The sequence below is a fragment of the Allobosea sp. LjRoot9 genome (assembly GCF_964252745.1).
In the GTDB taxonomy this organism is placed as follows: Bacteria; Pseudomonadota; Alphaproteobacteria; order Rhizobiales; family Beijerinckiaceae; genus Allobosea.
Map to the genome: position 1 here is coordinate 1,203,829 of NZ_CAXUPC020000001.1, position 23,658 is coordinate 1,227,486.

General features: G+C 64.3%; 23 protein-coding genes and 1 tRNA gene. 4 read left to right on the forward strand and 20 right to left on the reverse strand.

Going from position 1 to position 23,658, the window contains the following annotated elements; translation table 11 throughout:
* Positions 1 to 5: 5 nt before the first annotated feature.
* The 6 genes from hfq to dusB form a co-directional block, all read right to left on the reverse strand.
* The gene (gene hfq, locus ACSQ3P_RS05695) at positions 6 to 254 is read right to left on the reverse strand and encodes an RNA chaperone Hfq (RefSeq protein ID WP_069691554.1); all 249 of its coding nucleotides are present in this window, start codon (positions 252 to 254) and stop codon (positions 6 to 8) included.
* A gap of 212 nt (positions 255 to 466) precedes the next feature.
* Positions 467 to 1,834: a nitrogen assimilation response regulator NtrX gene (gene ntrX / locus ACSQ3P_RS05700; RefSeq protein ID WP_436164617.1), complete on the reverse strand. Its 1,368-nt coding sequence runs from the start codon at positions 1,832 to 1,834 to the stop codon at positions 467 to 469.
* Complete coding sequence (locus ACSQ3P_RS05705; protein WP_436164618.1) at positions 1,831 to 4,089, reverse strand: ATP-binding protein; 2,259 nt, start codon at positions 4,087 to 4,089, stop codon at positions 1,831 to 1,833. The genes ntrX and ACSQ3P_RS05705 overlap by 4 nt, the downstream gene beginning before the upstream one ends.
* Positions 4,090 to 4,250: 161 nt before the next feature.
* Positions 4,251 to 5,699, reverse strand: coding sequence for a nitrogen regulation protein NR(I) (ntrC, locus tag ACSQ3P_RS05710; RefSeq protein WP_103716763.1), 1,449 nt, complete (start codon positions 5,697 to 5,699; stop codon positions 4,251 to 4,253).
* A 20-nt stretch (positions 5,700 to 5,719) separates the two neighbouring features.
* Positions 5,720 to 6,796 (reverse strand): two-component system sensor histidine kinase NtrB, encoded by a 1,077-nt coding sequence (locus ACSQ3P_RS05715; RefSeq protein ID WP_436164619.1) that lies wholly within the window; start codon positions 6,794 to 6,796, stop codon positions 5,720 to 5,722.
* Between the two features lie 82 nt (positions 6,797 to 6,878).
* The gene (gene dusB / locus ACSQ3P_RS05720; protein ID WP_436164620.1) at positions 6,879 to 7,901 is read right to left on the reverse strand and encodes a tRNA dihydrouridine synthase DusB; all 1,023 of its coding nucleotides are present in this window, start codon (positions 7,899 to 7,901) and stop codon (positions 6,879 to 6,881) included.
* A 183-nt stretch (positions 7,902 to 8,084) separates the two neighbouring features.
* On the opposite strand from dusB, the gene ACSQ3P_RS05725 reads away from it, so the two are divergent.
* Positions 8,085 to 9,281: a bifunctional 2-C-methyl-D-erythritol 4-phosphate cytidylyltransferase/2-C-methyl-D-erythritol 2,4-cyclodiphosphate synthase gene (locus tag ACSQ3P_RS05725; protein ID WP_436164621.1), complete on the forward strand. Its 1,197-nt coding sequence runs from the start codon at positions 8,085 to 8,087 to the stop codon at positions 9,279 to 9,281.
* A gap of 4 nt (positions 9,282 to 9,285) precedes the next feature.
* Positions 9,286 to 9,783, forward strand: coding sequence for a CinA family protein (locus ACSQ3P_RS05730; RefSeq protein ID WP_436164622.1), 498 nt, complete (start codon positions 9,286 to 9,288; stop codon positions 9,781 to 9,783).
* An 8-nt stretch (positions 9,784 to 9,791) separates the two neighbouring features.
* Here ACSQ3P_RS05730 and ACSQ3P_RS05735 read toward each other — a convergent pair whose 3' ends face one another.
* The 14 genes from ACSQ3P_RS05735 to ACSQ3P_RS05800 form a co-directional block, all read right to left on the reverse strand.
* On the reverse strand, positions 9,792 to 10,271 hold the full coding sequence (locus ACSQ3P_RS05735; protein WP_436164623.1) for a type II toxin-antitoxin system RatA family toxin: 480 nt from the start codon (positions 10,269 to 10,271) through the stop codon (positions 9,792 to 9,794).
* Positions 10,272 to 10,287: 16 nt separating this feature from the next.
* Positions 10,288 to 11,292 carry a lipoyl synthase gene (gene lipA, locus ACSQ3P_RS05740; protein ID WP_436164624.1) on the reverse strand — a complete coding sequence of 335 codons (1,005 nt, stop codon included), beginning with the start codon at positions 11,290 to 11,292 and terminating at the stop codon, positions 10,288 to 10,290.
* A 101-nt stretch (positions 11,293 to 11,393) separates the two neighbouring features.
* On the reverse strand, positions 11,394 to 11,678 hold the full coding sequence (locus ACSQ3P_RS05745) for a GlsB/YeaQ/YmgE family stress response membrane protein (RefSeq protein ID WP_436164625.1): 285 nt from the start codon (positions 11,676 to 11,678) through the stop codon (positions 11,394 to 11,396).
* 68 nt (positions 11,679 to 11,746) lie between these two features.
* Positions 11,747 to 12,085, reverse strand: a complete 339-nt coding sequence (locus tag ACSQ3P_RS05750) for a GlsB/YeaQ/YmgE family stress response membrane protein (protein WP_436164626.1) — start codon at positions 12,083 to 12,085, stop codon at positions 11,747 to 11,749.
* A gap of 51 nt (positions 12,086 to 12,136) precedes the next feature.
* Positions 12,137 to 12,385: a GlsB/YeaQ/YmgE family stress response membrane protein gene (locus tag ACSQ3P_RS05755; RefSeq protein WP_436164627.1), complete on the reverse strand. Its 249-nt coding sequence runs from the start codon at positions 12,383 to 12,385 to the stop codon at positions 12,137 to 12,139.
* 37 nt (positions 12,386 to 12,422) lie between these two features.
* On the reverse strand, positions 12,423 to 12,986 hold the full coding sequence (locus ACSQ3P_RS05760; RefSeq protein ID WP_436164628.1) for an RDD family protein: 564 nt from the start codon (positions 12,984 to 12,986) through the stop codon (positions 12,423 to 12,425).
* Positions 12,983 to 14,422 carry a dihydrolipoyl dehydrogenase gene (gene lpdA / locus ACSQ3P_RS05765; protein WP_436164629.1) on the reverse strand — a complete coding sequence of 480 codons (1,440 nt, stop codon included), beginning with the start codon at positions 14,420 to 14,422 and terminating at the stop codon, positions 12,983 to 12,985. The genes ACSQ3P_RS05760 and lpdA overlap by 4 nt, the downstream gene beginning before the upstream one ends.
* A gap of 72 nt (positions 14,423 to 14,494) precedes the next feature.
* The gene (locus ACSQ3P_RS05770) at positions 14,495 to 15,232 is read right to left on the reverse strand and encodes a hypothetical protein (RefSeq protein WP_436164630.1); all 738 of its coding nucleotides are present in this window, start codon (positions 15,230 to 15,232) and stop codon (positions 14,495 to 14,497) included.
* Positions 15,229 to 15,762: a hypothetical protein gene (locus tag ACSQ3P_RS05775; RefSeq protein ID WP_436164631.1), complete on the reverse strand. Its 534-nt coding sequence runs from the start codon at positions 15,760 to 15,762 to the stop codon at positions 15,229 to 15,231. Before ACSQ3P_RS05775 ends, ACSQ3P_RS05770 begins: the two co-directional genes overlap by 4 nt.
* A 73-nt stretch (positions 15,763 to 15,835) precedes the next feature.
* Entirely contained in the window at positions 15,836 to 17,170 is a 1,335-nt protein-coding gene (locus ACSQ3P_RS05780) for a pyruvate dehydrogenase complex dihydrolipoamide acetyltransferase (protein ID WP_436164632.1), read from the reverse strand.
* Positions 17,171 to 17,632: 462 nt separating this feature from the next.
* Positions 17,633 to 19,021, reverse strand: coding sequence for a pyruvate dehydrogenase complex E1 component subunit beta (locus ACSQ3P_RS05785; protein ID WP_436164633.1), 1,389 nt, complete (start codon positions 19,019 to 19,021; stop codon positions 17,633 to 17,635).
* Between the two features lie 74 nt (positions 19,022 to 19,095).
* Complete coding sequence (gene pdhA / locus ACSQ3P_RS05790; protein WP_069693804.1) at positions 19,096 to 20,076, reverse strand: pyruvate dehydrogenase (acetyl-transferring) E1 component subunit alpha; 981 nt, start codon at positions 20,074 to 20,076, stop codon at positions 19,096 to 19,098.
* A 297-nt stretch (positions 20,077 to 20,373) separates the two neighbouring features.
* The gene (locus ACSQ3P_RS05795) at positions 20,374 to 20,685 is read right to left on the reverse strand and encodes an FtsB family cell division protein (protein WP_436164634.1); all 312 of its coding nucleotides are present in this window, start codon (positions 20,683 to 20,685) and stop codon (positions 20,374 to 20,376) included.
* A 34-nt stretch (positions 20,686 to 20,719) separates the two neighbouring features.
* Positions 20,720 to 21,832 (reverse strand): hypothetical protein, encoded by a 1,113-nt coding sequence (locus tag ACSQ3P_RS05800; RefSeq protein WP_436164635.1) that lies wholly within the window; start codon positions 21,830 to 21,832, stop codon positions 20,720 to 20,722.
* 137 nt (positions 21,833 to 21,969) lie between these two features.
* Between ACSQ3P_RS05800 and ACSQ3P_RS05805 the strand changes: the two genes are divergently transcribed.
* Positions 21,970 to 22,044: transfer RNA gene (locus tag ACSQ3P_RS05805), tRNA-Lys, on the forward strand.
* A 1,025-nt stretch (positions 22,045 to 23,069) separates the two neighbouring features.
* Complete coding sequence (locus tag ACSQ3P_RS05810; protein ID WP_436164636.1) at positions 23,070 to 23,630, forward strand: PRC-barrel domain-containing protein; 561 nt, start codon at positions 23,070 to 23,072, stop codon at positions 23,628 to 23,630.
* The last annotated feature ends 28 nt before the right edge of the window (positions 23,631 to 23,658 follow it).

A 23,658-nucleotide genomic window follows, 5' to 3' on the forward strand; every position in this document is an offset into this window, starting at 1 on the left:
GAGGCTCAGGCCTTGTCCACTTCCTCTGGCTCGAACAGCTGCACGGGGTGGCCCGGCATGATCGTCGAGATCGCATGCTTGTAAACGAGCTGCGAATGTCCGTCGCGCCGCAGCAGCACGCAGAAATTGTCGAACCAGGTAACAACGCCCTGCAGCTTCACGCCGTTGACGAGGAAGATCGTCAGAGGAATCTTCTGCTTGCGAACGTGATTGAGGAAAGTGTCCTGAAGGTTTTGTGCCCGCTCTGCGGCCATGGGTAGCCCCTATTGTTGGGATCTCTCATCGGGTTGCACCCGCGATCCATTTCGTTTCGTTCGCGGTCACGCATTGAGCGCGCCGCTTGGAAACACCGATCCTGCATTAGATCGTCGAGTTCTATGACAAAGCAAGGGCGATGCCGCATCCTATTTGCGCATGACGCCTGCGTATCGTGCAGACGGACATGCAATAAGCGCTTAGCCGCCGCTTAACCGACCCCGAGCGACTTCAGCTTGCGATGCAAGGCCGAGCGTTCCATCCCGATGAACTCGGCGGTTCGCGAGATATTGCCGGAAAAGCGGGCGATTTGGGCGATCAGATATTCGCGCTCGAAGATTTCGCGCGCATCGCGCAGCGGCAGGCTCATCAGCCGTTCGCCGCCCGAGCCGGACGGCGTCGTCGGCACCATGGCGCCGACCTCGGCCGGCAGCATCTCGACCGTGACATCCGCCGTGGGATCGCCCTTGGTCAGGATCATCAATCGCTCGACATTGTTGCGCAGTTCCCGAACGTTACCCGGCCATTCATGCGACTGCAGCACGGCCATCGCGTCCGAGCCGATGCGCCGCTTCGGCAGGCCGGTTGCGACCGAGATCTGGTCCATGAAGAATTCGATCAATTCCGGCACGTCCTCGCGCCGGTCCGACAGCGCCGGCACCTTGACCGGCACGACGCTGAGGCGGTGATAGAGGTCCTCGCGGAACTGCCCATCGCTGATCAGCTGCGCCAGGTCGCGGCTGGTCGACGAAATGATCCGCACATCGACATGCACCCGCGTTGCGCCACCGACGCGCTGGAAGTTCTGGTCGACCAGCACGCGCAGGATGCGGTTTTGCGTCTCGCGCGGCATGTCGCCGATCTCGTCGATATAGAGCGAGCCGCCATGCGCCTCCTCAAGGGCGCCGACGCGGCGCGTACGCCCCTCTCCGCCCTCGACGCCGAAGAGCTCCTCTTCCATCGTGTCGGGCGTGATCGTCGCCGCATTGATGACGATGAAGGGCGCCGAAGAGCGGCTCGACGCTTCGTGCAGCGTGCGCGCCGTCAATTCCTTGCCGCAGCCCGGTTCGCCGCTGATCAGCACGCGGGCATTGGTGGGGGCGACGCGTTCGATCGTCTGGCGCAACTGATTGACCACGGTCGAATGGCCGACGATCCGGCTCGCCTGCACCGAGCCCTTCTTCAGCTCGCGGACCTCGCGCCTGAGCCGCGAAGCCTCCAGCGCCCGCTCGGCCACCAATACGAGTCGGTCGGCCTTGAACGGCTTCTCGATGAAATCATAGGCGCCGCTCTTGATCGCCGAGACCGCCGTCTCGATGTTGCCATGGCCCGAGATCATCACCACCGCGAGATCGGGATGGCTTTCCTTGATCAGTTCGAGCACCTGCAGACCGTCGAGCCGGCTGCCCTGCAGCCAGATGTCGAGGAAGACGAGGTTGGGCCGGCGCGCCGCGATCGCCGCGAGCGCCTCGTCGGCGGAGCCCGCCTTGCGCGTGCGGTAACCCTCGTCCTCCAGCAGGCCGGCCACCAGCTCGCGAATATCGACTTCGTCATCAACGACCAGAATATCGGCGCTCATACGGCAATTCCATTTCGCTTGTCTCGGGCGTCAGACGCGCTCGTGTCGCGGCCATTCGCAGTCTCGTTATCCGGATCTTCAGCGGGGCCGGTTTCGGGGAACCAGAGTCGGACCCGCGCCCCGCGCCGCCCCTCCGCGGCGTCTGGTCGGTCGAGAAGCTCGATCCCGCCGCCATGGTCCTCGAGAATCTTGCCGACGATCGCCAGTCCCAGCCCGGTGCCGCCCTCGCGCGTCGTCATATAGGGCTCCAGCAGCTTCTGGCGCTGGTCGGCGGGCAGGCCCTTGCCGTTGTCGATCACGTCGATGACGATCCGGCCATCCTCATAGCGCGCGAATGCAACCTCGATCTGGCCGGGCCCTCGCGTCTCCATCGGCACGGCCTCGATCGCCTCCGTCGCATTCTTGATCACATTGGTCAGTGCCTGCGAAATCAATCGACGGTCGAACTGAGCCAACACCGGCGTCGCCGGCAGGTTCTCCGAGATCGTCAGCTCGGGGTTGCCGACCCGCATCAGGAAGACGATCTGGCGCACCGTCTCGACGATGTCGTCGCGAGACAGCGACGGCTTGGGCATGCGGGCGAAAGAGGAGAATTCATCGACCATCCGCCGGATATCCTCGACCTGACGGACGATCGTGGCGGTGCACTGATCGAAGATCTCCTTGTCCTCGACGATGACGCGGCCGAACTTGCGACGGATGCGCTCGGCCGAGAGCTGGATCGGTGTCAGCGGGTTCTTGATCTCATGGGCGATACGGCGCGCGACATCGGCCCAGGCGGCCGTGCGCTGCGCCGAGACCAGATCGGTGATGTCGTCGAGCGTCACCACGAGCCCGGCGCCCGCCCCCTCGCCCTCGCGGACTGCACGAACATTGACCATGCGGTCGCGTCCGGCCCGGGTGATCGCGACCTGGCCGGCGCTCTGCCGCTGGCGCCCATGCAGCGCATCGCCAACGAAAGCGGCGATCTCGGGAGCGACCTGTGCGATCGGCTCGCCGAAGACCCGCCCGCCGGTGCCGAGCAACCCCTCGGCTGAGCGGTTGATGATGGTGATATGGCCGTCGCCATCGAGACCAACGACGCCCGAAGAGACGCCCGACAGAACCGTCTCGGTGAAGCGCCGTCGTCGGTCGATCACTTCGCTTGCGGTCACCAAGCCATCGCGCTGTCGGCGCAGCTCCGCCGTCATCTTGTTGAAGGTCTCGCCGAGATGGGCAAGATCCCCCTCCGATCGTCGGATCGGCACCTGGACATAGAAATTGCCGCTGGAGACCTGGTCGGTCGCATGGATCATCCGCCGGATCGGCGCGACGAGGCCGTTGGCGAAGCTGAGACCGAGCCAGATCGCCGAGAGCAGCAGGATCACCGCAATCAGCCCGTACATCGAGGCGAAGGCGATCTGCACGCCCTTTCGCCGGGCGTCGATGGCGAGATATTCGACCGCCGCTCCGCGCGCGACGGCGGGAAACTCAACCGCGAGCGGATCAACCTCGCGAGCGATATAGAGAAACCCGTTGTCATAGGTCGGCAGCTTGACGAGTGCGCCAAAGATCCGGCTGGTCTCGGGCACGACGCAGATCGGCTCCGGGGCCGACTGCGCATCGTCGAACGCAGCCTGATCCGGCTTGGGCGCATCGCGCAGAATATCGATATTCGCTCGTACCAGCACCTTGTCGGGCGGGCTCATGATCGCCGCCACCGGCACGCCGAGAGCTGTCGCGCGCGCTGTCAGGAAGTTCTCGAACCATTTGCGGTCGACATCGAAGGCAGGCTTCGCGCGTGCCAGATCGTCAGCGAAGATCCGGATCTCGCGCCCAAGCGACTTGCACTGTCCCGCGGCATAGGCATCGGCAACCTCGACCGATTTGAAGATCGCGTCGCGCATCCGGTCGGAGAACCAGGGCTCCAGCCCGCGCTCGATGGTCACGGTTGCGATCACCGCAACGAGAATCGCAGGCAATGTCGCGATGATGCTGAAAAGACCGACGATTCTGACATGAAGGCCGGCCGCAGCGGCGCCGGCTCGCCGCGCCCGGATCAGCACCGCCGTCTCGAAAGCGACGATGACCAGCAGCAGCAGGATCAGCAGGGCGTTGAGGATGAAGACGCCGACGACCACCTCATGGACCGGGGCGATCGGCGTGACGCCTGACAGCACCAGGAAGGTGACGAGCGCCGAGACAAGCGCGAAAACGACGACGATTGCGCCGAGCCAGCCCGACACACGGCGCGGCGGATCCTCCCCACGCGGCATGATTCTGACATCGCTAATCGAGGCTGACACGGTTCTTCGACAACTCCGGTGCGGCAAGCGCGGACGGACATCCAAGCTTGCGGGCGGCATAGATGCGCCGCCGCAACGGTGTTGTCAAAATGCGACATATGAAAGGCGGCGGGCCGCCCCCGGCAGAAGCGTCAGCGCGGCGAGCGCACGACCTGCATGTCCAATTCGCGAATCTTCTTGCGCAGCGTGTTGCGATTCAGGCCGAGCAATTCGGCGGCACGGATCTGATTGCCCCGCGTCGCGGCCAAGGCTGCTGCGATCAAAGGCGGCTCGACCTCGCGCAGAATGCGGTGATACAGGCCAGGCGGCGGGATATTATCGCCGAATCCGCCGAAATACTGGTTGAGATGGCGCTCGACAGAGCCCGACAGCGTCTCGGCCCGCTCGGGCGCCGTTCCGCCCGAGAAGCTCGTCGTCGGCGAAGCCGGCTGGAGCTCCGCATCGACGATCGGCGCGGTGATCGTCTCCTGCGGATAGAGCGCCGCGAGCCTGCGGACGAGATTTTCGAGCTCGCGGACGTTGCCGGGCCAGCGATAGCGCCGCATCACGTCCATCGCTTCCGAATCGATCTGCTTATGCGGCAGCCCCTCCTTCTCGACCAGCGAGAAGAAATGGCGCGCCAGATCCGGAATGTCCTCGACGCGCTCGCGCAAGGGCGGCAGGCGGATCGGCACCACGTTGAGCCGGAAGAACAGATCCTCGCGGAATAGCCCCTGCGCGATAGAGATGCGCAGATCCTTGTTGGTCGCGGCTACGATGCGCACATTGGTCTTGATCGGCGTCCGGCCGCCGACGGTGGTGTATTCGCCCTGCTGCAGCACGCGCAGCAGGCGCGTCTGGGCCTCCATCGGCATGTCACCGATCTCGTCGAGGAAGAGCGTGCCGCCCTCGGCCTGCTCGAAGCGGCCCGACGACCGCGTCAGCGCGCCGGTGAAGGCGCCCTTCTCGTGGCCGAACAGCTCGGATTCGATCAGGTCCTTCGGGATCGCGGCCATGTTGATCGCCACGAATGGACCGTTCTTGCGCTTGCCGTAATCGTGCAGCGCCCGTGCGACCAGCTCCTTGCCGGTGCCGGACTCACCGTTGATCATCACGGTGAGATCGATCGGCATCAGCCGGGCAAGCGCGCGGTAGACGTCCTGCATCGCCGGCGAGCGGCCGATCAGGGGAATATCGTCAGGCTCGGCCGCATTGGCCCTGCCACCATCGCCGCGCGGCCGCGACAGGGCGCGTCCGACGATGGCGACGAGCTCCTTCAGGTCGAAGGGCTTGGGCAGATACTCGTAGGCGCCGCGCTCGGAGGCCTTGATCGCCGTCATGAAGGTGTTCTGCGCGCTCATCACGATGATCGGCAGTTCGGGGCGCACCCGCTTGATGCGCGGCAGCAGGTCGAAGGCGTTGCCGTCGGGCATTACCACATCGGTGATGATGAGGTCGCCGAGGCCCTGCGCGGCCCAGGTCCAGAGCGTCGCCGCCTGGCCGGTGGTCCGCACCTCATATCCGGCCCTGGCAAGGGCTTGATTGAGGACGGTGCGGATCGCGGCGTCGTCGTCCGCGACGAGAATGTTACCGGTCGGCATTCACTGTGGTCCTGTAGGCCTTAAACTGTCTGCCGCGCCCGGGGCTGGTGCAGAGGCAGCAGAATTCGAAAAGTCGTACGACGAGGAACGGATTCGCATTCGACGATTCCGCCGTGATCGCCGATCACCTTGGCAACGAGTGCAAGTCCAAGGCCACTGCCTTGTGCCTTGGTGGTGACGAAGGGATCGAACAGGTGCGGCAGCAGGTCCGAGGGCACGCCAGGCCCGTTGTCGCGGATGCCGATCTCGAGCGGCAGGGCGATCCGACCCGGCGAGCCGGCGAGCTGCATGCGGATGCCTGGCCGGTAAGCGGTCGTCAGCGTGATCTCGCCATCGATCGATTGCATTCCAATGGATTCGGCCGCGTTCTTCATCAAATTCAGCAAGACCTGAACGAGCTGGTCGCGATTGCCGGCCACCGGCGGCAACGACGGATCGTAGACCTCGTTGAAGCGGATGTGGCGCGCAAAGCCCGATTGCGCCAGTCGTTTCACATGGTCGAGCACGTCATGCACATTGACGGCATCGCGTTCGCTCGGGCGCTCGTCGCCGAAGAGCTCGACCCGTTCGACGAGCTTCACGATCCGGTCGGTCTCGTCGCAGATCAACTGCGTCAGCATGCGTTCGCTGTCGGGTACCGAGGCCTCAAGCAGCTGCGCCGCGCCGCGAATGCCCGATAGCGGGTTCTTGATCTCATGGGCCAGCATGGCCCCCAGCGCCGTGATCGAACGGGCTGCCCCTCTATGGGTCAGCTGTCTGTCCATTTTTTCAGCAATTGTCCGTTCTTGCAGCATAAGCACGACGGCATCGCTTTGGCTGGACAAAGGAGAGGCAAAGACATCGACCACGCGATCGACGCCGAGGCGGGGTGAGCCGAGGTCAAGCCGATATTCGCTGACGCTCGCTCCGCGCCGCTGCACCTCCTCCACCAGCGCCAGCACCGGCGAGCCAAAGGCGATCAGATCGTCGATGCGCTGCCGCTTCAGCACGACGGCGCTAGACTGGAAGAAGTCCTCGGCGGCCGTGTTGGCGTAGAGGATGCCATGACCCTCGCCGATCACGACAACCGGCATCGGCAGCACGTTGAGGGCCTGCATCTCGATCGGATCGAGCAGGAAATCGTCCCTGCCCCGTCCGCCGCCATCGAAAAACGCCATTGCCATACGCAACACCTTTCGGTCAGGCCGCAGCGCGGCTGAGCTCCGGAGAAAACAGTCGCGTCAATGCGCCGAGCACCAGATGCGGATCGTCAGAAGTCAGGAGCGCGCGCCGCTGCTCGGGGTCGGGCATGCCACCGCTCGCCACGGCCTCGTCGGCATAGGCCGCCAGATGCTTGCGGGCATGGCGCACGCCATGGGCGACGCCCATCAGGCTGAGCAGCCCCTCATAGTGGTCGCGCGCGATGGCGAATTTCTGGCCAAGGCCGAGCTGCGGGGACGCCCGCCCGGCAAGCGCAGCGCCAATCTCGCCGACCAGCCATGGTCTGCCGAGCGCGGCGCGGCCGACCATCACGAAATCAGCACCCGATTGGGCAAGGCAATTGCGCGCATCATCCTCGTCATGGATATCGCCATTGGCGACGAGCGGAAAATCGCCCTGCTCGCGCACCGCCCGGATAGCGCCCCAATCGGCGACGCCCTTGTAGAATTGCTGCCGGGTTCGGCCATGCACCGTGATCATTGACGCGCCCGACGCGACGGCGCGGCGCGCCAGTTCCGGCGCGTTGCGCGAGGCATCATCCCAGCCCAGCCGCATCTTGACGGTGACAGGCACGCTCACGGCCTTCACCGCAGCTTCGACGAGCCCGATCGCATGGTCGAGATCGCGCATCAGCGCCGAGCCCGCCCAGCCACCCGTGACCTTCTTGGCCGGGCAGCCCATGTTGATATCGACGATCGCCGCGCCATTGGCCTCGGCCAGCCGCGCCGCCTCGCCCAGCCAATGCGGATCGCAGCCGGCGAGCTGGACGACGTGGGGAGAGACGCCGGCTCCCTCCGCACGAATGCGCGCCTCCTCGCTGCCCCTGACGAACTCGTCGGAGGCAACCATCTCGGAGACGACGAGGCCTGCACCATGGCGCGCCGCGATCCGACGCATCACGATGTCGGTGACACCCGACATCGGCGCCAGGAAAGCGCGCGAAACAGGAGCGACGTCCGGCAGGATCGCTACGTCAGCGCTCGAATTTGAGGCAACTTCCATTATGCATATTTATTGGACATTGCTGCGAGAGCGCAAGAGGCCTCGAAACATATTGCAGTGCATCATCGCCGCACCCCTGCCGCATGGGCTTGCCGAGCATCCCGCCTCCGGACTTGGCGATCGCGCGCCGTGCCACTATCACCCAATCCCTGCTGGACTATTGCCCCTGCTGGACCATTGCTCGTGCTCACAGAAACAAACAGCCGCCGTGCAGTCGTCGCCGCCCTGATTGTCGCCGCCGGGCGCGGGCTGCGCGCCGGCGGAGACCTGCCCAAGCAATATCGCGCCCTCGCGGGTCGGCCAGTTCTTGCGCAGGCCCTGACGCCTTTTTTGGCTGACGCTGCGATCGATCATGTCATGGTCGTCATCGGGCCAGGCGATGAGGCACGCTATGCCCACGCTGTCGCCGACTTGCCGACAGGGAAGCTGCTCCCGCCGGCGCAAGGCGGCGCAACACGGCAGGATTCCGTGCGCCTGGGCCTGCAAGCACTTGCTGCCACCGGCTTCGGCGGCATCGTGCTGGTCCATGATGCGGCCCGCCCCTTCGTCACCGCCGCGCTCATGCGCCGCGCGGTCGACGCGCTCCAAGGCGAGATCGCAGCCATCCCCGCCCTGCCGGTGACTGACACGATCAAGCGCCTCGGTAGCGATGGTCGCGTCGCCGAGACACCGCCCCGCGATACGCTCGTCAGCGTGCAGACGCCTCAGGGGTTCCACTTCCAAGCCTTGCTAGCGGCTCATGAGGCCGCAGCAACTGCCGGCCTGTCGGGCTTCACCGACGATGCGGCTCTGATGGAATGGGCAGGGCATCCTGTGAAAACCTTTCCTGGAGACCCAGCCAACGTGAAGCTCACCCATCCGCAGGACTTCGATCGCTCCCAGGGCGCGCCTCTTCATGTGCGCGTTGCCACCGGCTATGACGTCCACGCCTTCGGCGATGGCGACCATGTCTGGCTCGGCGGCGTCCGCATCGCTCATGATCGCGGTGTGCTGGCGCATTCCGATGGGGATGTCGCGCTGCATGCCTTGACGGATGCGCTTCTCGGCGCTTTGGCCGAGGGCGATATTGGCACGCATTTCCCGCCTAGCGATCCGCAATGGAGGGGCGCTGCCTCCACGCAGTTCCTGGCCTTCGCAGCCGGGCGCGTCAGGCAGCGCGGCGGGCGCATCGACTTCCTCGATCTCACCATCGTCTGCGAGGCGCCCAAGGTCGGCCCGCATCGCGAAGCGATCCGCGCTGCGATCGCCGCCGCCGCCGAGATCCGCATCGATCAGGTCGCCATCAAGGCGACCACCTCCGAGCGCATGGGCTTCACGGGGCGCGGAGAAGGCCTGGCCGCCCTGGCGACCGCCACAATCCGCTTGCCGGAACCGGAGTAAAGCCATGTTCGACGCCGAGATCACCGAGTTGGCAACCGAGGTGCTCGATGCCTGCCGTAAGGCTGGGCTCTCCGTCGCGACCGTCGAATCCTGCACCGGCGGCCTCATCGCCGGCGCGCTGACCGCGATCCCCGGTTCTTCCGATGTCGTCAATGGCGGCCTGGTGACTTATTCCAACGCGGCCAAGAGTGCGCTCGCTGGCGTGCCGGCCGAATTGATCGAAGCCCATGGCGCGGTCAGCGAGCCGGTCGCGCGCGCCATGGCCGAGGGCGGCTGGATGCGGCTTGCCGCCAACCTCGCCATCGCCGTCACGGGCGTGGCCGGCCCCGGCGGCGGCAGCGTGGAGAAGCCCGTGGGGTTGGTGCATTTCGCTTGTGCCGGGGGCCACGCGACCGTTCATCGCGAACAGCGTTTCGGACCTCTGTCACGCGACGAGATTCGCCGTCTGACGGTCGTCACTGCGCTCGACATGCTGCGTGAAGCCGCGCGCGACGCAGTCTGACGCGGTCGTCAGGCCTCGGCTGTGGGTGGCGCCGGCTTGCCCCGCCCATAGACGACATCCGCCCGACGCTCGAAAGCTTCGGCGAACTTGCGGAAGGCTTTGTCGAACATCGCGCCCATCAGCAGGCCGAGCATGCGGCTGGCGAATTCGTAGGAGATGAAGAAGCCGACCTCGCAGCCGCCGTCGCCCGGCTTGAAGGTCCAGCGGTTCTCCAGATAGCGGAACGGCCCGTCGACATATTCGACCAGGATCTTGAGATTGGCCGGGTCGAGCGTCACCCTGCTGGTGAAGGTTTCGCGGATCGCCTTATAGCCGACGCTCATATCGGCGAGCAGAACCTCGCCGCCGCCCTCGCGCGGCGTCCGCTTGCGCACCGTCAGCCCCTCACAGAGCGGCAGGAATTGCGGGTACTTCTCGACATCGGCGACGAGCGCGAACATCTGCTCGGGCGAGTGCTTCACCCGGCGGGCGTTGTTGAACATCGGCATGACGGTCTGGGCGTCCTCAGCCGAGCTTCGCGGAACGCGCAGCGCGCAACTTGGCGAAATCCTCACCGGCGTGATGCGAGGAGCGTGTCAGCGGCGTCGAGGACACCATCAGGAAGCCCTTCACATAGGCGATCGCCTCGAAGCCCTTGAACTCCTCGGGCGTGACGAAGCGGATCACCGCATGGTGCTTGCGCGACGGCGCGAGGTACTGGCCGATGGTGATGAAATCGACATCGGCCGAGCGCAGATCGTCCATCAGCTGGAGAATCTCGTTCCGCTCCTCGCCCAGGCCGACCATGATGCCGGATTTGGTGAAGATCGTCGGGTCGAGCTCCTTTACCCGCTGGAGCAGGCGCAAGGAATGGAAATAGCGCGCGCCGGGCCGCACGGTCAGGTATTTGCCGGGCACCGTTTCGAGATTGTGGTTGAAGACATCGGGCTTGGCCGCGACGACGACCTCCAGCGCGCCGGGCTTGCGCAGGAAGTCCGGCGTCAGGATCTCGATCGTCGTACCCGGCGAAGCCTCGCGGATCGCGCGGATGACGCGGGCGAAATGCTCGGCGCCGCCATCCTTGAGATCGTCGCGGTCGACCGACGTGATGACGACATGCTCCAGCCCGAGCTTGGCGACGGCCTGCGCCACCTTATGCGGCTCATCCTGGTCGAGAGGCTGCGGCACACCGGTCTTGACGTTGCAGAAGGCGCAGGCCCGCGTGCAGGTGTCACCCATGATCATGAAGGTGGCGTGCTTCTTCTCCCAGCACTCACCGATATTGGGGCAGCCGGCCTCCTCGCAGACCGTGACGAGCTTGTTTTCCTTGACGATCTTCTGGGTCTCAGCCCATTTCGGCGAGCCCGGCGCCTTGACCCTGATCCAGTCCGGCTTGCGCAGGATCGGATTCTCGGGCCGCTTCTGCTTCTCGGGATGGCGCAGTTCCGCGGCCGGCGGCGAAGCCTCCGCCTGGGGATTGCCGACATTGGGTCGCGGATCGCGGTTCAGCAGATCAAGAACGAGCGCCATGCTCAAAAACTTCCATATATGTGGCAGACCGGGGTCAACGCCCCCGCCTGCCCTCTAGCTAATCCGCCTTGAGGCGGACGACAACAGGAGCCGATGTCGCGTCAGGCAACAGGCTTACGGAAGGCGTTCCAGACCACGATGACGATGACCGCGCCCGCGACCGCGGCGACCAGGGTGCGAACGAAGCCGAAGATCGGGATATCGAGCAATTCCGCCAGCCGGCTGCCAAGGAAAGAGCCGGCGACGCCGACCAGCATATTGGTCAGGATGCCATGGCTCGAAGACGTGATGCGCTCCGCGATCCAACCGGCAAGAAGGCCGATAAAGATCGTCGCGAAGAAGCCGTAGCCCGGCTGCGCCGACATCGCGGCATTGATAGAGTCCATCGTCCTTGACCTTTCAGCTCATTGTGAAACAGGGCAGAAACGGAACCATCCTACGCAACTATTTGCAGTCACGCGATAAAGCGCGCCAGAAGAACCACAAGAATTGCACCCAATACAGCCATCGCCATCTCGTCGAGAAAACCATGGCCGGTGCGCACACGCCAACCGGTCAACCGCACCAGCCCCTGTCCGGCCAGCATGCCGAGCACGCCGACGACGGCGTGGCGGACCAGCCCGCCACCGCCCACGATCAGGCTGGCGACGAACCCAGTCACGGTGCCCAACGCGATCGTCGGCGCCAGCACGCGCCAGTCGAGCATCAGGCCGTCGCCGGGCGGCAGAATCTCGACCTTGTCGTCTGGGATGGTCCGCTCGGGACCACGGGGTTTGCGCGGGCGGGTGGTCATCGCAGCGATAGCCCCTCCCGCACCGCGCGGATTGCAGGATCGATCACAGTATCAGGCGATCAGCCGTGCCAGCAGGACCACCACAATCGCGCCGATCGTCGCCGTGATGATCTGTGAGACGAGCGGATTGCCGATGCCGAGATTAATGCCGAGTGCCGAGAGCAGGAAGCTGCCGACAAAGGCGCCGATCAGGCCGGTGATGATGTAGCGGACCAGCCCGCCACCGCCTACGACGATGCTGGCGAGCCAGCCTGCGACAAGACCGATGACGATGGCGACGAGAATTGCTCGCATATCCATGGTGCTCTCCTAGCGGCCTTCGCCTGATTGCGCGCGCCTATAGTCCAAGTTTCACATCGGCGGGTGTCTCGACCCAAACTGTTTCAATGCCCAACCATTGCTCGATTGCTGGTCTTCGTGCTCCGGCATCGTTGCCACGAAAGGGGTACAACGCAATGCCAAACCAAAGCATCAGCCCAGCGAGAAGCAGCGGCCGGGACACCTGCGCAGGATCAAGTCCAAAGACATAGAATGCGAGCGGTCCAGGGGCGAGTATCACCATCCCGAGACCAAACATTGCCAGCGCTCGCACAATTGCGCCTCGCCAGCTTATGCGGCTGCCGTCGACGCGTTGCGTCCGATAGCCAATCATAAGCTTTCCCGGCGATCCGCCCGCAAATCGGTGAAAAATGATGCTGGCAATGAAAAATGCCAACGTCATCCACGACATGACTTCCAGATACCTGAGCAAATGAGCTTCGGTATAAGGCAGCTTGTGAAAGCCAAAGGGCGATTTTACCTTGGCGCAAACCGTCACAACAAACCACAAAACAAGGAACAGGAGGCTGTCTACGAACCCGTAAACAGCTCGTTCTCCCACCGTGGCCTGTCGCTTGATCACGCGTTCAGCACTTTCCCATAGGCGTCGAGCACGCTCTCCTTCATCGTCTCCGAGATCGTCGGATGCGGGAAGATGGTGTGCATCAATTCTTCCTCGGTGGTCTCGAGGTTCATGGCCACAACGAAGCCCTGGATCAGTTCGGTCACTTCAGCGCCGACCATATGCGCGCCGAGGAGCTTGCCGGTCTTGGCGTCGAAGATCGTCTTGACCAGACCGCTGTCTTCGCCGAGTGCCACCGCCTTGCCGTTGGCGACGAAGGGGAAGCGCCCGACCTTGAGCTCATAGCCGGCCGCCTTCGCCTTCGCTTCGGTCAGACCGACGCTGGCGATCTGCGGATGGCAATAGGTGCAGCCCGGGATCATCAGCTTGTCCATCGCATGCGGATGCAGCCCCTTGATCGCCTCGACGCAAATCACCGCCTCATGCTCGGCTTTGTGCGCCAGCATCGGCGGACCCGCGACATCGCCGATCGCATAGACGCCCTTCACATTGGTGCGGCAGAAATCATCGATGACGATGCAGCCGCGATCGGTCTTTACGCCGAGTGCTTCCAGGCCCAGATTCTCGATATTGCCGACGACGCCGACGGCCGAGATCATCCGGTCGGCGGTGATGGTCTGCTTGCCGCCCTTCTCGTCCTCGATATGAGCAGTGACGCTATCGGCGCCCTTCTCGACCTTGGTGACCTTGGCGCCGGTAAGGATCTTCATGCCCTGCTTCTCGAAGGCTTTGCGCGCGAAGGCGCCGATCTCGGCATCCTCGATCGGTACGACCTGGGGCATCACCTCGACGACGGTGACCTCGACGCCCATCGTCCGGTAGAACGAGGCGAATTCGATGCCGATCGCGCCCGAGCCCATCACGAGCAGCGATTTCGGCATTTTCGCCGGCACCATCGACTCGAAATAGGTCCAGATCAGCTTGCCGTCGGGCTCGATGCCGGGCAGAGCGCGTGGCCGCGCGCCGGTCGCGATGACGATATGGTCGGCGGTATAGGTGCCCTCGCCCTTGGCCCCCTTGGGCGGCGGCACTTGCGGCTGCATGGCGGGCTTCTTGGTCGGTGCGACCGCGATCGTGCCGGGCTTGGTGAGCTTTGCCTCGCCCCAGATCACGTCGACCTTGTTCTTCTTCATCAGGAACTGGACGCCGTTGTTCATGCGCGCCGCAATGCCGCGCGAACGCGCCACCACAGCGGCGAGATCGGCCGTGAAACTGCCTTCCAGCTTCAGCCCGTAATCCTTGGCGTGCTGGCCGTAATGCAGGATCTCGGCCGAGCGCAGCAGCGCCTTGGTCGGGATGCAGCCCCAGTTCGAGCAAATGCCGGCAAGATGCTCGCGCTCGACGATCGCGGTCTTGAAACCGAGCTGCGCCGCACGAATGGCGGCGACATAGCCGCCGGGGCCGGAGCCGATGATGATGACGTCGTAGTCGGACATGTTGCTGCCCCTTGTTTTAAGCCACATCTCGCCATGCCTGGCGCATGGAACCAAAGGCCGTCCGGCCAAATCTCATGGCCGCACCGCCCCTACACGTTTCTGAAGCGCTGCTATCGATTGTGCCTCGCGCCCGAGCGGGAACGGTGCAGCGTCGCGCCTGGCAAGGCCGAACACATCGCCCTTGCGCGTTTCCTTCAGCCTAGCGCGCTGACTCGCGTAAGTCCCGCATTCGAAGCCGCCACCACGATGGCCCGTAGTCGGGTTGTAGGAATTCGCCGCATAGCGAAAGCAGACATAGTTGAGGTTGATCTGGCCCCGGTAGCGGCCATCCTGCGGATCGTCGATCTCCGCAGCGCCCTTCTCCCACAGCACGACAAACGCCCCCCGCAGGATCATGTCATCGCCGGGATACCAGAGGGATGTCTCGCCACTTCGGCTGATATACTCGATCTGCGTGCCATGCTGCTGGCTGTGGGTCAGTATCGTGCGGTCGCCGAAGAACGACGCGATCACGTCGGGATCGGCATGGGCCTGGGGCAGCGAGGCTGGGCCACTATTGCCCTTCGGCAGGGTGTTCCTTGCGCCGTATTCTGCCTGCGTCATGACCGAGCGCGCCGCGAACAGGCCGCGCGGCCTGCGAAACTGCTGCGAAACGGCTGGCCCGAATTCGACAATGGCCGGTTGTGCATACGCCTCCAAGGTCCCGGACAGCACCAGCGCAAGCAACCCGGCGATCCGGTACAACACGCGCCCCTTGCCTGCTCGCATCCGAGCAAGCGCATCGCCAGCTGTTGCCAACATTCCCGTCATTGAATGATGGTTCCCAAGCCAAGCGTGTTGCCCTGGCTGCTGCGGATCCGGGCGAATACGGAGACAGGCGCGCAGAGCCCGGTCACTCCGTTTTTCTGGACCGTGACCGTGCTGCTTGCCGGCGCAATATTATAGTAGTCGCCGCTCACACAGACCGCGGGGCCATTCAGCCCTTCGGCGTTCTTCACGATGCCCCAACGCAGGCGCCTGATACCGCGCTCCGGCGCGACCTGGAGTGCCTGGCGGCCCGGCCCGAAATAAATGCTGCCCTTGAGATTGCCTTCGCTGCCCGCAAAGAAAGTCCGGCCGACAATCTTGAGGCCAGCGGCGTGAACGGCAGGGTCGCTCGGCTCGCGGCTTACCGGCGCCTGCGGCGGCGAATTGGATACGCATCCCGCCAGCGCGAGAAACAGTACCGCAGGGGCAAAAAAACCAAAGCTCATTCCGGGAACTCGCGCCCTCTCTAATCGTGCAGCAGCGACATAGCCGCTGGAGCCGGAGCCGATGATGGTGACATCGTAATCGGACATGGGATCGCCTGAGCGCTTCCCTCCCTTGTGGGAGGGATTTGGAGTGGGCGGCGGACTACTGAACGGCCACCCCTCACACCAGCATCGCCATGGGCTTCTCGATGAAGCCCTTGAAGGCCTGCATCAGTTCGGCCCCGAGTGCGCCGTCCACCGCACGGTGGTCGGTCGAGAGCGTCACTGACATCACGGTCGCGACCGCGAGCTGCCCGCCCTTGACGACAGCGCGCTGCTCGCCGGCGCCGACCGCCAGGATCGTCGCATGCGGCGGATTGACGATCGCCGCGAAGTCCTTGACGCCGAACATGCCGAGATTGCTGACCGCCGTGGTGCCGCCCTGATATTCCTCGGGCTTCAGCTTGCGGTTCTTGGCGCGGGCAGCCAGGTCCTTCATCTCGTTGGAGATCTGGCTCAGCGTCTTGTGGCAGGCATCGCGGATCACCGGCGTGATCAGCCCTCCGGGGATCGAGACCGCGACGCCGACATCGGCATGCTTGTGCTTGAGCATGGTGTTCTCGGTCCAGCTCACATTGGCCTCAGGCACCGCGCGCAGCGAAAGCGCCAACGCCTTGATCACGAGGTCGTTGACCGAGAGCTTGTAGGCCGGCTTGCCGTCCTTTTCGGGCGCGGCGGCGTTGAGTTCCGCGCGCAGCTTGAGCAGCGCGTCGAGCTCGCAATCGATCGTCAGGTAGAAATGCGGGATCGTCTGCTTGGATTCGAGCAGGCGGCGCGCGATCGTCTTGCGCATGCCGTCATGCGGCACTTCCTCGTAGGAATCCGGCGCGAACAGCTTCTTGACCGCCTCGTCGGACATACCGGCGGCAAGCGGCGCTGCAACGGGCTTGGGTGCGGCCGCAGGAGCAGCGGATGGCGCCGCCTTGGCGGTTCCGCCGGCCTTCGCAGCCTCGATATCCTTCTCGACGATGCGGCCATGCGGGCCCGAGCCCTGGATCTTTCCGAGATCGAGGCCGGCTTCCTTGGCCAGACGCTTGGCGAGCGGCGAGGCGAAGGGGCGCTCGCCACTGGCCGAGGCCGCCGGAGCGGCAGCCTTGGGAGCCTCGCTCGCCTTGGGCGCCTCGGCGGTCGGCGCGGGAGCAGCCGCCTTGGGCGCAGCCTCGGCCTTGGGAGCCTCAGCCTTGGCCGGAGCGGCAACCGCCTTCACATCCTCGCCCTCGGCCGCGATCACGCCGATGATCTCGTTGACGGCGACATCGGCCGTGCCGTCCGGCACCAGGATCTTGGCCAGGATGCCTTCATCCACGGCCTCGACCTCCATCGTCGCCTTGTCGGTCTCGATCTCGGCGATGATGTCGCCGGACTTGATCGTGTCGCCTTCCTTCTTGAGCCATTTGGCGAGATTGCCCTTCTCCATGGTGGGAGAGAGCGCGGGCATCAGGATGTTCACGGGCATGGCATCAGCTCACTTTTGATCGCTGAAAAACGCGTATCAGGGCACATGGGCTTGTTAATTCGCGGCACAGGCGCGGCCGCCGGTGGTCGACGGTCCGCAATAGATTAAGACAGCGCTCTCGCTCCGAGACTGGACCGGGAGGAGGAGCATGTAGTCGAGCTGCCCACTCCGATCACAGGAGACGTGCCAGGAAGCCGCCTTTGGTCCAAGCGCCGCCAGGGATTGACTGGAGTTGACGCAGGACCGACCCCAGACGCGCTGGGCCAGTTGATTGATCGACTGGGCGCGACTCGTGGCTGAAAGCCGCTCGAACTCAGCATGTACGAAGGGCGTCGGCTTCACCGAGGCCCTCATCGGGGCCCCCATAGCCTCCGCTGTCGGCAGCGCGCCCATGCCAAACAGACACGCGGCCAGCAATGCCCGATTTCCGTTCGGCTCACAGGACGCCATGGCTCACCCTTCTCAGCGATAGCAAACGGCTTTGGCCGCAGCGACGACCTCGCCGATATTCGGCAAGGCGAGCTTCTCGAGGTTCGCGGCGTAAGGCATCGGCACGTCCTTGCCGGTGACGCGGGCGACCGGCGCGTCGAGATAGTCGAACGCTGCCTCCATGATGCGCATGCCGATCTCGGCGGTGACGCCCGACTGCGGGAACCCCTCCTCGACGGCGACGCAACGATTTGTCTTCTGCACGGAGGCGACGACCGTCTCGATGTCCATCGGCCGGATCGTGCGCAGATCGATGACTTCGGCCTCGATGCCCTCCTTGGCGAGCGCTTCGGCCGCGCCCAGCGCATAGGTCATGCCGATGCCGAAGGAGACGATGGTGACGTCCGTACCCGGGCGCACGATCTTGGCCTTGCCGATCGGGACCAGGAAATCATCGCTCTTGGGAACCTCGAAGGTCCGGCCGTAGAGAATCTCGTTTTCGAGGAAGATGACCGGGTTCGGATCGCGAATGGCGCTCTTGAGCAGACCCTTGGCATCCGAGGCGCTGTAGGGAACGACGACTTTCAAGCCCGGCACATTGGAATACCAGGCGGCGTAGTCGTGGCTGTGCTGCGCGCCGACGCGGGCCGCAGCGCCGTTGGGGCCGCGGAAGACGATCGGACAACCCATCTGGCCGCCCGACATGTAGAGCGTCTTGGCGGCGGAGTTGATGATATGGTCGATCGCCTGCATGGCGAAGTTGAAGGTCATGAACTCGACGATCGGCTTCAGGCCGGTCAGCGCCGCGCCAACGCCGATACCGGCAAAGCCGTGCTCGGTGATTGGCGTATCGATGACGCGCTTGGCGCCGAATTCCTGCAGCAGCCCCTGGGTGACCTTGTAGGCGCCCTGATATTCCGCGACCTCCTCGCCCATGACGAAGACATCACCGTCGCGGCGCATTTCCTCGGCCATGGCGTCGCGCAAGGCTTCGCGCACCGTGATGGTCGCGACCTCGGCGCCTGCCGGGAATTCGGAGGACGCGTCATAGGACTTTGCCTGAGCCGGTACGCTTGGCGGCGCGGAGGCTACTGGCGCCGGCGCAGCCTTGGCTTCGGGCTCGACAGGCTTCTCGGCAGGCTTGGCAGCGGCCGGCTTGCTCGCCGCGCTGACATCCTCGCCCTCGGCCGCAATCACGCCGATGGGCGTGTTGACAGCGACATTCTCGGTGCCGTCGGCGATCAGGATCTTGGCCAGGATGCCTTCATCGACGGCTTCGACCTCCATGGTCGCCTTGTCGGTCTCGATCTCGGCGATGATGTCGCCGGCCTTGACCGTATCACCTTCGGCTTTCAGCCATTTGGAGAGCTTGCCCTGCTCCATCGTCGGCGAAAGAGCAGGCATGAGAATGTCGATCGGCATGAACGCACCCGGATTTCTGAAAGACGCGGGGATTAGGATTAAGGCCGAGAGGCCTGCGGAAGCGGGCGCGCCCCTCAGGCGCGCGCCGTCTCCAGCGTGATGTCGGTCCAGAGCTCAGAGACGTCGGGCTCGGGATCGTGCGTCGCGAATTCGGCCGCGTCGTTGACGATCTCGCGGACTTTGGCGTCGATCGCCTTGAGCTCGTCCTCGCTCACCTTGAAGTCGCGGGTCAGACGCCCCCTCACCTGCTCGATCGGATCGTGCTCCTCGCGCATGCGCTGAACCTCGTCCTTGGAGCGGTACTTCGCCGGGTCGGACATCGAATGGCCGCGATAGCGATAGGTCTGCATTTCCAGGATATAGGGTCCCTGGCCGGAGCGGGCGTGCTCGATGGCGCGCTCGGCGGCGGCGCGCACGGCGCGCACATCCATGCCGTCGACCTGTTCGCCGGGGATGCCGAAGGAGAGGCCGCGCCGCGAGAAATCGGTCTGCGCCGAGGCGCGGCTGACCGAGGTGCCCATGGCGTAACGGTTGTTCTCGATCACATACACGACCGGCAGCTTCCAGAGCTGGGCCATGTTGAAGCTCTCATAGACCTGGCCCTGATTGGCCGCGCCGTCGCCGAAATAGGCGAACGAGACCCGCCCGTCATTGCGATACCAGTTGGCAAAGCCCAGGCCGGTGCCGAGCGAGACCTGCGCGCCAACGATGCCGTGGCCGCCATAAAAATTCTTCTCGCGGGAGAACATGTGCATCGAGCCGCCCTTGCCGCGGGAATAGCCGCCCTGCCGCCCGGTCAACTCTGCCATCACGCCGCGTGATTCCATGCCGCATGCCAGCATATGGCCATGGTCGCGATAGCCGGTGATGACCTGATCGCCATCCTTGGAGGCCATCTGCATGCCGATGACGACGGCTTCCTGCCCGATATAGAGGTGGCAGAAGCCGCCGATCAGGCCCATGCCGTACATCTGGCCGGCCTTTTCCTCGAAGCGGCGGATCAGCAGCATCTCGCGATAAGCGTGAAGCTCTTCCGCCTTGTCGAAGGTCGGCATGTTGCTGAGCGCCTTGGACGCCCCCTTGTCGACTCCGGCCTTGGCGGAGCCCGTCTTGGTCGCCGTCTTCGCGGCGGCCTTGGATTGAGCGGGAGCTTTTGTCTTACGCGCGGCAACGGCCATCAGCGGTCCTCCAGGGTCATTCGACCTTGGTTGTAGAGGATCGCAAAACCCTTGGCGAGAGAGCCATCTCGCACTGCAGCATTTGCTAAATCATTGCAATTGCAGAATTTTCAAGAATTAACTGGAATCCAGTTAATCGATGTGCCGGGGACTATTGACCGGCATCCGCAGCGCTCAGCGCCCCATCAGGATGACGTCGTTCTTGTGAATGCGACCAAGCGTGTTGCGCGCCATCTCCTCGAGCAGGTCGCGATCGACCGCCTCGTCACGTACCAGCGACAGGCGCTGCTCCCAGCTCTTGCGCTCGACGGTCAGGGCAGCGAGCTCTGCCTCCATCCCGCGCAACGTCCCCTGCAAGGTGTCGCGCGCCTCCAGCCCGCGCGCGCCGTGCTGGGCGTGGAACAGGAAATAGCTCACCACCGCGCCCGAGACGAGGTAGAGCGCGAGCGTGACGAGGACGGATCTGACACCGCGACGAATAACCATGCCGGCAGGCTAGGCCGGGTTGGTTTCCGGCGGGTTAACGCGAAGGCCGCACGAGCCGTGCGGCACCATCGGGCGCAAGAGGCTGGCCATGCGAGACGGCTGCCAGATCGGCCTCGACGCGCCGCGCGATTGGCAACCTGAAATGCAGGGGGTCCCAGTAGTTCTGGTCGACCTCAGTCACTGCCGATCCATGCGCATAATCGACGATGGTCGCGCCCTGGCGCGCAGCGAGCCCGCGCAAGGCGGCCTTGCAAGCGTTGTAGCGCTGCGCAGCGACAGAGCCTTCGCGCGGCTGCGCGGCGATATGCGTCGGCGGCAGCACGATCAGCTTCGAGGTGCCGGCGGGAAACGAAGACAAGGCCTCGTCTAGCCAGGCCAAGGCTGGAAAGCGCCAGCTCAGACGCTCGGCTTCGCTGACGGCCGCTGGCGGCGACAGCGGTGTTAAATCCGGCGCGAAACCGTGATTGTCGGGATAAAGATGGCTTCGCGCCCGCGCCAGATCATAGCTGGCCTCGGGCGGCGTGAAGACCTCGTAGCCATCGCCGCGGATGCGTGCAGGCAGGTAACCGAGCCTGTGCGCGAGCAACCGTGCCGAGATCTCGAGCGTCGTCAGGTTCAACTGCCTGGGCGCGTCGGCCCAGCTTGCGCCGTCATAGAGCCAGGGCGGAAACGGTCGTGGCGTCAGGCGTTTGGCCGGCGTGGTCGCGTCACTTTCGCACCAGGTCAGGTCGAGTCCCCAGATCACGGCTTTCGGCGCCGTAACAGTGCGCGCAAACAGGTCAGCCATCTGCACCTGTTCCCAGGGCGTGGCCGCATTCATTGCGAGATTGGCGAAGCGCCCGCCGATCGAGCGCGACAGAATCGCAGGATCGAGCAAGCGCATGGTCGAGGTGCCGAAGACCCCCGAATCGAACGCACCCGAGCGCACGAGCTGCGGATACATATAGCGCTGGTTGAGATCCATGAGCGGCCGCGCCGGCACGCCGGCCTGCACCCGCAGCCCGAACGGATCGAGCGCCACGACGAATCCGAACAACACCCCGCCCAGCACGAGGGCCGAAACCAGAAACGCCATCGTCCAGGCCAGCCAGACCGGGCGTTGCGCTCCAGGCGCAGCAGCCATCGTCGTATCAATCCCGAACGGCATCGAGACCGGCGGCTCCTGCTGTAGTGGATCTGGGCAAAACGAACATCGCGAACCTCCGGCGCGCTTCTGCCACAGAAGCGGCCTTACGAACAATGTTGACCCGCGCGCGACGCCTGCCTATGTCAGCGCACCGGTGAGGGCGGGTAGCTCAGTGGTAGAGCACGTGACTTTTAATCATGTGGTCGAGGGTTCGATCCCCTCCCCGCTCACCAGCGCCTTCAGCAACGTTGTGATTGAAGACGTGAACGGCCTCCTGCTTGGGCACTCGGAAGCAGATTTCCAAGGTTGAGAATCTCGCGGAACCCGCGTTAACGCCTCGTGATATGAGGGTTTCTGCGCTTCTATCCGCTGAGCCAAGCCGGAAAAATTGACACGCAACGCCGAATTGCACAGATTTACACACGCATGTCGTCGATTTAGGCGACACTTCGCTATAGCGGCGGAAGAAGTAGCAGGAAGGGGCGACGATGATGACCATCAATTGCCGCGCAACTGCGGCGTGCCTGACCGGCCTGGCTCTTGCGGGATGCATGGGACAAGCGATGCCGGCAGCGGAATCGATCACCAAGCCGACCATGGAGGCCTTCACGCAATTGAGCGCCTGGCGGCCTTGGCAACCCAAGGTGCAAGAGACCAAGGTGCAAGAGAGGCCCAAGGAGGAAGAGAGGCCGCAGCAGCCCCAGGTCGCTCTCGTGGAAACGATGCCGGCGACAGAGCCTCAGCCGATCGCGGCTCCTTCAACTAAACATCTGCAGCCGAGCAAGCCTAGGCCCGCCCCGACGCATCTCGCCACGCCAAGGCCAGCGGCGCCCACGCCCAAGCTCATTCCGGCCTCGACCGCGGAGAGCCCCGCACCGCTGCCGACCTCCGTGTCCTGCCAGACATTCGCGCAGCCAGGCCAGCGGGTGCGAATGGAGTGCAGCCCGGTCAATTGAGATCGCAGGGCCAGCCGATTCGCAGGATGTCCGCCGAGGGCGCATAGTCTCCGCAGTGGCATTTCAAATGGCATATGACATAGGCGTTCTTGGCGGATCGGGATTGAGGCAAAATATGGGCGATAGAATCGCATCTTGACGATTTCGCATCTGCAACACACATGTTGCAGATGCGCATCAGCTCGAATTCAAGCGCATCTCCGCCAGGAAAAACAAATTCACCCGCCCACGACCTGAACAAATGCGCTGCCCGCGCGTTGCTCCTGCATACCGCTACTTGCGGTTACTGACAGGAGGCTCACATGTTCAAGCGTCGTATCGCTCTGACGTCCATCGGTTTCGCCATGCTCGCGGCAACCGCCATCGCCCAGACCAGTGCTCCGAGCCCGAACGCGCCGTCGCCCTCCACCTCCGCGCCGGCCCCGTCCGCTAGCAGCACCAAGGCTCCGGAGCAGAATCTCGCCGGCCAGGGGAAGTGGCGTGCCTCGAAATTGATCGGCGTCAATATCTACGGCCCCGACGACAAGAAGGTCGGTGGCGTGACAGAGGTGCTGTTCGACAAGACCGGCAAGGTCGAGATGATCACCGTCGGCGTCGGCGGTTTCCTCGGCATCGGCGCCAAGGATGTCGCCATTCCCTTCGAGCAGGTGAGCTGGAGCGACCAGCCCCTGGTCACCGCAGCGCCTGTCCCGGCTCCAAGTGGCGGCGCAGGCAGCGGCTCTGGCGGCATGGCCGGAGGCGGTATCGCCTCAGCGCCGCCGGCCCCCAGGGCTCCGGCGATGTATCCTGATCACGGCAAGATCAGCCTGACCAAGGATCAGCTTCACGCCGCGCCTGCCGTTTCCTATGCCGCCGGCACCTGATCGAACTTCGGGACTGATAGGCATCGCG

Coding starts and splice junctions, on each gene's coding strand:
- hfq (WP_069691554.1), bottom strand. CDS start 254: ATGGCCGCAGAGCGGGCACAAAACCTTCAGGACACTTTCCTCAATCAC.
- ntrX (WP_436164617.1), bottom strand. CDS start 1,834: ATGAGCGCCGATATTCTGGTCGTTGATGACGAAGTCGATATTCGCGAG.
- ACSQ3P_RS05705 (WP_436164618.1), bottom strand. CDS start 4,089: ATGCCGCGTGGGGAGGATCCGCCGCGCCGTGTGTCGGGCTGGCTCGGC.
- ntrC (WP_103716763.1), bottom strand. CDS start 5,699: ATGCCGACCGGTAACATTCTCGTCGCGGACGACGACGCCGCGATCCGC.
- ACSQ3P_RS05715 (WP_436164619.1), bottom strand. CDS start 6,796: ATGCAGGCCCTCAACGTGCTGCCGATGCCGGTTGTCGTGATCGGCGAG.
- dusB (WP_436164620.1), bottom strand. CDS start 7,901: ATGGAAGTTGCCTCAAATTCGAGCGCTGACGTAGCGATCCTGCCGGAC.
- ACSQ3P_RS05730 (WP_436164622.1), top strand. CDS start 9,286: ATGTTCGACGCCGAGATCACCGAGTTGGCAACCGAGGTGCTCGATGCC.
- ACSQ3P_RS05735 (WP_436164623.1), bottom strand. CDS start 10,271: ATGCCGATGTTCAACAACGCCCGCCGGGTGAAGCACTCGCCCGAGCAG.
- lipA (WP_436164624.1), bottom strand. CDS start 11,292: ATGGCGCTCGTTCTTGATCTGCTGAACCGCGATCCGCGACCCAATGTC.
- ACSQ3P_RS05745 (WP_436164625.1), bottom strand. CDS start 11,678: ATGGACTCTATCAATGCCGCGATGTCGGCGCAGCCGGGCTACGGCTTC.
- ACSQ3P_RS05750 (WP_436164626.1), bottom strand. CDS start 12,085: ATGACCACCCGCCCGCGCAAACCCCGTGGTCCCGAGCGGACCATCCCA.
- ACSQ3P_RS05755 (WP_436164627.1), bottom strand. CDS start 12,385: ATGGATATGCGAGCAATTCTCGTCGCCATCGTCATCGGTCTTGTCGCA.
- lpdA (WP_436164629.1), bottom strand. CDS start 14,422: ATGTCCGACTACGACGTCATCATCATCGGCTCCGGCCCCGGCGGCTAT.
- ACSQ3P_RS05770 (WP_436164630.1), bottom strand. CDS start 15,232: ATGACGGGAATGTTGGCAACAGCTGGCGATGCGCTTGCTCGGATGCGA.
- ACSQ3P_RS05775 (WP_436164631.1), bottom strand. CDS start 15,762: ATGTCCGATTACGATGTCACCATCATCGGCTCCGGCTCCAGCGGCTAT.
- ACSQ3P_RS05780 (WP_436164632.1), bottom strand. CDS start 17,170: ATGCCCGTGAACATCCTGATGCCCGCGCTCTCTCCCACCATGGAGAAG.
- ACSQ3P_RS05785 (WP_436164633.1), bottom strand. CDS start 19,021: ATGCCGATCGACATTCTCATGCCTGCTCTTTCGCCGACGATGGAGCAG.
- pdhA (WP_069693804.1), bottom strand. CDS start 20,076: ATGCCGACCTTCGACAAGGCGGAAGAGCTTCACGCTTATCGCGAGATG.
- ACSQ3P_RS05795 (WP_436164634.1), bottom strand. CDS start 20,685: ATGGTTATTCGTCGCGGTGTCAGATCCGTCCTCGTCACGCTCGCGCTC.
- ACSQ3P_RS05800 (WP_436164635.1), bottom strand. CDS start 21,832: ATGCCGTTCGGGATTGATACGACGATGGCTGCTGCGCCTGGAGCGCAA.
- ACSQ3P_RS05810 (WP_436164636.1), top strand. CDS start 23,070: ATGTTCAAGCGTCGTATCGCTCTGACGTCCATCGGTTTCGCCATGCTC.